The organism is Methylobacterium sp. WL18 (assembly GCF_008040015.1).
Taxonomy (GTDB): Bacteria; Pseudomonadota; Alphaproteobacteria; order Rhizobiales; family Beijerinckiaceae; genus Methylobacterium; species Methylobacterium mesophilicum.
Genome location: NZ_VRVD01000263.1, coordinates 1 through 6,452 on the forward strand (window position 1 = coordinate 1; position 6,452 = coordinate 6,452).

The following is a 6,452-nucleotide window of genomic DNA, read 5'->3' on the forward strand; positions in this document are numbered from 1 at the left end:
CGCCGACAGCGCGCAGCATCGCGGCGACCCGCTCGATCCCCGAAGGGTCCGGCCGGTCCATGGCGTGGAGCGCGGCGCCGATCCGCCGTTCCAGGCGGGCCACCACGGCGTCGACCGCGTCGAGATGGTTGTCGAGCCCCTCGAACACCGAGAGGATCTGGGCGAGGTCGGCCCGGACCGCGCGCTGGGCGGTATCGAGGTCGGGGCTGCGGCCCTCGCGGATCTGACCCTCGGCCAGCGCCCGCACCGTGAGGGCGTCGCGCAGCGCCCGGCCGGCCTCGCGGACCACGCTGGCGCGGAACCGGAACGGGTTGAAGCGGGTGTGCAGCGTCCGGTAGTCGCTGATCAGGTGGCGTTCGACGAAATCCTCGAAGAACAGCCGGAAGGTCTTGGCCCGGTCGGGCTCGCGCAGGATCCGCTCCTCGACCTTGCGCATGCCGGCGGCGAGTCCGCGGACATGGGCCAGGAAGGCGGCGGACGCCCGGGCGGCGTTGGACAGGGCCTCGGAGCGGTTGGCCGGATCGGAGACGGCGCTCTCCAGGCCGCCCAGCACCTCCAGCACCGCGCCGCCGTAGGAGCGGGTCTCGCCCCGCTCCAGGCGCGACAGCTCCTCGAGCAGGAGGCGCGCCTCCGGGTCGAACTCGGCCACCGGGACGTAGCGCTCGCGGCGCTCGAGCAGCCAGCCGGTCTCCAGGAGGCGCCGGTAGAGGGCGTTGCGGCGTTCGGCCGGATCCGCGGAGATCGGCTCGTCGCCCAGGATCTCGGGGTCGCTCCAGCCGGCGGCGAAATCGCCGATCTCGGCGAGCAGCTCGGCCTTGCGCACCGGCTCCGCCCCGAGGACGCGCCGGTGCAGGTGCAGCAGCAGGGCCGCGTTGAAGCCCCGGCTCGGCGAGGCCAGGGGCTTGAACAGCTCGTCGGGCAGCTGCGCGAACAGCATTGTCTCAGGACTCTCGCCGTCGCGCAGCCGAACCCTTACTTCGCGCCGAGGAGTTCGACGTCGAAGATCAGCGTGGCGTTCGGCGGGATCACGCCGCCGGCGCCCCGGGCGCCGTAGCCGAGCTCCGGCGGGATGATCAGGGTGCGCTTGCCCCCGGTCTTCATCGTGGCGACGCCGAGATCCCAGCCCTTGATCACCTGGCCGGCGCCCAGCGGGAAGCTGAAGGGCTGGTTGCGGTCGCGGGAGGAATCGAACTTCTTGCCCTTCTGGCCGCCCTCGTCGAGCCAGCCCGTGTACTGCACGGTGACCTGCTGGCCGGCCTTCGGCTCGGGCCCGGTGCCCACCACCTCGTCCTGGTACTTCAGGCCCGAGGGCAGGGTGACGATCTCGGCATTCGCGGCTGCTGTCATGGCGATGAACGCGGCTCCGGCAATGAGGGACAGGCGAGGCATGGTATCTCCCTGGAGCCGGCACCGTCCGCGCCGGCCGTCGGGGGGCCTTCTATCGACTCAGGTCCGTCCAGGCCAGGGAGGCGCAGGATCGCCGTCGGGGCGGCGGCTCAGGCGGCCCGGACCGTGTCGAGGAACCGCGCCACTTCGGCGGTCAGCGTCTCCGACTGGCGGGACAGTTCCGTCGCCGCTCCGAGCACCTGGTCGGCCGCCTTGCCGGTCTCGTCGGCGGCACTCGCGACGCCCGCGATGTTGCTGGTGACCTCGCCGGTCCCCGCCGCCGCCTGACCGACGTTGCGCACGATCTCCTGCGTGGCCGCGCCCTGCTGCTCGACCGCCGCCGCGATCGAGGTCGCCACGCTGCTGATCTCCTGGATCCGCGCCGTGATCGAGCCGATCGCCGTCACCGCCCCACCCGTGGAGGCCTGGATCCGGCCGATCTGGCCGGAGATCTCTTCGGTGGCCTTGGCGGTCTGCTCGGCCAGGGCCTTCACCTCGGAGGCCACGACCGCGAAGCCGCGCCCGGCCTCGCCGGCGCGCGCCGCCTCGATGGTCGCGTTCAAGGCCAGCAGGTTGGTCTGCCCGGCGATGCTCGAGATCAGCCCGACCACGTCGCCGATCCGCCCGACGGCGGTGCTCAGTTCCTGCACCAGGTCGGCGGTCTGGCCGGCCTCGGCGGCCGCCCCCAGCGCCAGCTTGGCGGATCCGTCGACCTGCCGGCCGATCTCCTGCACGGAGGTGCCCAGCTCCTCGGCGGCGGCCGCCACGGTGTTGACGTTGCTGGCCGCCTCCTCGGCCGCGGCCGCGACCGTGGTGGACTGGCTGGCGGTCTGCGTGGCGGTGGCGGTCATGGCCTGTGCGGTGGCCTGCAATTCGGTGGCCGAGGACGAGACCTGGCCGATGATGCCGCCGACCGCCCGCTCGAAGCTCTCGGCCATCTGAAGCATGCCGGCCTTGCGGTGCTCCTCGGCGGCGGCGCGCGCCTGCGCGGTCTCCGCCTCCAGCGCCCGGGCGCGGATCAGGTTGTCCTTGAACACCTGGACCGTCCGCGCCATCGCGCCGACCTCGGTGTCGCGGTCGCGCAGAGGCACCGCGACCGACGCGTCGCCGTCGGCCAGGGCCTGCATGGTCCCGGTCATCGTCCGGATCGGCCGCAGCACGAAGCCGAAAAGGGCGACGAGGCCGAGGGCCACGAGCAGGCCGGAGACCACCAGCGCCGCCACGTTGCGAATCAGGACGCCGCGCGCCTCCTGGGCCAGGGTCTCGGCGCGCGCGATCATCTCGTCGAGGGCGGCGTAGGCGAGGTCAACCAGGGTGGCCTGTTCCGGGGTGTCGAGCTTGCGCGCCTGCTGGAGCGTGACCCCGGGCGGCTGATGCTGGGCCAGCGCGGTCGAGACGGCCATGCGCCGGTCGAGGGGCGCGCCCTCGAAATTGTTGGTGCGCGCCTTGTCGAAGGCCGTCCGGACCGGGCCCGTGAGGTTCGCCGCCGTCTCCGCGGCGAGCTTCCACGTGGCGTCGAGCCGCCCCCGCTCCTCCGCGGCCGCGACGGTCTCGGCGGGCGACCAGGGCGTCCCGGCCGACAGGGACGTCTGGATCCGCAGCGCGATGGCGCCGAGCGCCATGCGGGTCGCCCAGGCCGCGCGCTTGAGGGAGAGATCGCGCTCCAGGACGGTGTCGGAGCGCGGGATCGCGGCATCGACCGCATCCGTCGTCGCCGTCAGGGTGTCGAGCATGGCGAGGAGGGCCGTCTGCGCCTCCGCGGTGACGGCGGCGTCACGCTGGGCCTTGGACACCTTCAGGGCGTCATCCACCCGAGGGCGGAGGCGCTCGACACGCTCGCGGGACGCCTGGAGCTGACCGAGCGTCGCCCGGACGGAGGGCAGATCCAGGTCGCCCACAAGAGCCGTCGCCGCGGCGATGCCGGCCACCGCCCGCTGCCGCTCCGTGTAGAGCCCGGACAGGGTCTCGGCATCCATCGGCTGGTCGGCGGCCAGGAACTGCAGGGTGGCGCCCCGCTCCAGCCGCGTCGCGTACAGGGTCTGGAGCAGCGCGCGGCTCGCCCGCACGAGCGAGATGCCCGCCTCGGCCTGGACGGCCTCCGTCCGCGCCCCGATGAGCGCGGTCGTCGCATAGGTGAAGATGATCAGACCCAAGACGAAGAACACCACGCTCATCGTCGTGCGGATCGAAATATTTTGCAGGCGGATCATCGCACAACTCCAGAAACCCGACGGTCGCGCGGTCATGTCCGATACGGAACCATTTGTCGAATGTTACGACCGCGAAACTTCTCGATATCACTCTTAACTGTGTCGCTGGATGACAATCGATGTTTGAACTATTCCGTATCGAAACCGCATCGGTCAGAGAATTTTGCCGACTTCGTTTCAATTGAAAGCTGTTTAACGTTATCTTTACGCTCGCAATCCGGCGGGTCACTGATCATCGCGCCGGGGCGGGGCGTTCCATGACGCGCCACCGCCGTGCGGGTTACGATGGCCACGCAGGGTGCGCCGAGGGCTCTCTCCTCCCCTGGCGGGGGAAGTGGAGGTGGGGGTGGTTCGGATGGCGCGTCTCCGCGCGATCCTGCGGCCTCCACCCCCGGCCCCTCCCCACCGCGGGGGCGTTCAAGGCCTTCGTCGGCCCGGCCCGCCGTGCGACGGGAACCGGGCGGCGGGGCACTCAGAAGGTGATCAGCGAGGTCAGGCCGAACACCACGACGTCGGGCTTCTGCTCCGGCGTGGCCCGCCGGGTGATGTACTGGATGTTGGGTCGGACGACGACGTTGTCGGTCACCGCGATGCTGTAGAACGCCTCGACGAAGCGTTCCTGCCACGGCAGCCGCCGGCTGGTCCGGCCGACCAGGTTGCTCAGCGCGATGGCCTCGACCGCCCGGGGATTCGGGGTCGTCTGGCCGACGCCGAAGCCGATCCAGTCGTTGGGACGCTCCGCGCACCAGCCCTTGTAGACGAACCCGCCCGTCACCTGGGCCGAGTAGACCGAGGTGTCCCGGTCGCTGGCCACGGCCCGGACGAAGGCCGAGACGTTGCGGACGGTGTTGGCGGGATCCGGGCGGTAGACCTCCTGGACGCCGACGAAATACAGGCCGTCCCGGCCGTCGTGATGCAGCGGCTGTCCCCGGTACATGGGGAAGGGCAGGCGCCGGTCGTTCAGGTAGACGTCGTTGCCGCCGCTGGTCTCGTGCCAGCCGCCGACCTTGTAGCTGCCGGCGTAGCCCGCGCCGCCGACCTTCGGGAACCAGCCCGCCTCGGACAGGATCAGGGCGCCGGTGCCCTTGCTGAAGTTGAAGCTGAAGCCGTCGACGAGGTTGTCCGGATTGACCTGGTAGGCGCCGACCTGGACGTAGGCCGTGTCCGCCGTGCCGACCCGCAGGCGGGTCGCCCACTGGCTGACCGGATAGTTGTAGATGTAGTTGCCGGCGATCTTGCCGGTCGGGGCGCCGCACAGGGCGTTGAGCTGGAACTCGCAGGCGAAGCCGGCGAAGTCGTCGCTCGACGGCATCCGACCGATCTTCAGGTCCACCAACGGGCCGAACTTCTGATCGTACCAGAACTGGCTCAGTCGCCAGATGCGGCCGCGGCCGTAGATCTCCTCGACGCTGGCCTGGGTGCCGAGATGCGCGTCCTGGGTCAGGTCGCGGCCGTGCCTATGGCTGAGCGTGACCACGCCCGACCCGCCTTCCAGGCCGAACATCTTCTCGAAGTCGAACAGGCCCTTGGCGACGAACTGGGCGGCACCGCGCGCCAGCGTGCGGTCCCCGCCGGCCGCGTTCGTGGCGCCCTCGTAGACGTAGCCCAGGTTGAGCAGGATCCCGTGTTCCCAGAGCCGGTCGCGGACGCCGCCGAGATTCCCGAGCAGGCCGAATTTCGGGCCGACGTTGCGCGGATCCACCGAGCCGACGGCGGGGCGGGTGTCCGGCGCGGGCGTCGACGGCCGATCCAGCGGGAGGCGCTGCGGCGCATTCGGATCCGGCAGGATCGTCGATTCTTCCGTATTTCGAGGCGCCGAAGGCTGTGCCTGCGCCGTTCCGACAAGAGGACCGGCCGCGATGACAAGCAGAGTGGCCGCCCATCCCGAAAGAAGTCTACGTTCCATGATCCATAACGCCCCCGAGCCGACAGTGTTCTGTTCGGCGCCATGGGGTTACAGCCTGGTAAAACCGCAGATTGCAAGCTTTTGAGGGCGACTTATCTTGGAACGTCAGAGACCTTGAATTCGCCAGCGAGACTTAGTTTGGATCATTTTGAAATGTCGAGCGGCGGATAATCGATTTTCAATACGCTTTCATCGATCGATACAGAGATCGAGGCGGCCGATAGAGCGACGGGCGGACAATCCCCGCCCAGCAAGGCCCACCGTGACCGCATTCGCATCGGTCTTCGTCCGCTGCGTCTTGCTCCGGCGCGGGCTTCGGGAAGCCCGCGCGGCGTCAAGACGGGCGAGGATTCGCCGCCACACCCGCGGCGAAATCGGCTTCGCGCGGCCGGTTCTGCGGGTCCGAGGCCGGCTCAGCGCGCCAGCAGGCCGGCCAGATGCGCGACGAGTCGGCGGGCGACCTCGTCCTTGCCGAGGCGCGGCCAGGTCTCCAGCGCGCCGTCGCGGTGGATCAGGTGGACCGTGTTGTCGGTCCCGCCCATGACGCCGCCCGCGGCCGAGACGTCGTTGGCGACGATCAGATCGCAGCCCTTCCGGACGATCTTGGCCCGGGCGTGGTCCAGCACCGTGTCGGTCTCGGCGGCGAAGCCGACCACCAGGGGGGGGCGCCCGGCCTCCAGACGCGCGACGGTGGCGAGGATATCGGGGTTCTCGACCAGCGGCATCGGCACCGGGCCGGCGCCGTCCTTCTTGATCTTCTTCGCGCCGGCCTCCGTCTCGGGGCGCCAGTCGGCCACCGCGGCCGCGAAGATCGCGATGTCGGCGGGCAGGGCGGCCTCGACCGCCGCGAGCATGTCCCGGGCGGTCTCGACCCGCACCACGGCGACGCCGGCGGGATCCGGGATCGAGACCGGCCCGGAGACCAGCGTCACGCGGGCGCCGGCCTGGGC

Annotated in this window: 5 protein-coding genes; all 5 read right to left on the reverse strand. The window is 70.6% G+C overall.

The genetic code is table 11. The features are described 5' to 3' along the window. The coding region (locus FV228_RS17620) for a Wadjet anti-phage system protein JetA family protein (RefSeq protein WP_147855819.1) at positions 1-937 on the reverse strand (937 nt) is incomplete at its 3' end. A 35-nt stretch (positions 938-972) separates the two neighbouring features. Further along, positions 973-1,389, reverse strand: coding sequence for an FKBP-type peptidyl-prolyl cis-trans isomerase (locus FV228_RS17625; RefSeq protein WP_147855820.1), 417 nt, complete (start codon positions 1,387-1,389; stop codon positions 973-975). 107 nt (positions 1,390-1,496) lie between these two features. Next, positions 1,497-3,596, reverse strand: a complete 2,100-nt coding sequence (locus FV228_RS17630; protein WP_187277795.1) for a HAMP domain-containing methyl-accepting chemotaxis protein — start codon at positions 3,594-3,596, stop codon at positions 1,497-1,499. A 472-nt stretch (positions 3,597-4,068) separates the two neighbouring features. Further along, entirely contained in the window at positions 4,069-5,298 is a 1,230-nt protein-coding gene (locus FV228_RS17635) for a carbohydrate porin (protein ID WP_187277796.1), read from the reverse strand. 617 nt (positions 5,299-5,915) lie between these two features. Beyond that, on the reverse strand, positions 5,916-6,452 hold a 537-nt coding region (locus tag FV228_RS17645; protein WP_281406504.1), incomplete at its 5' end, for a phosphopantothenoylcysteine decarboxylase.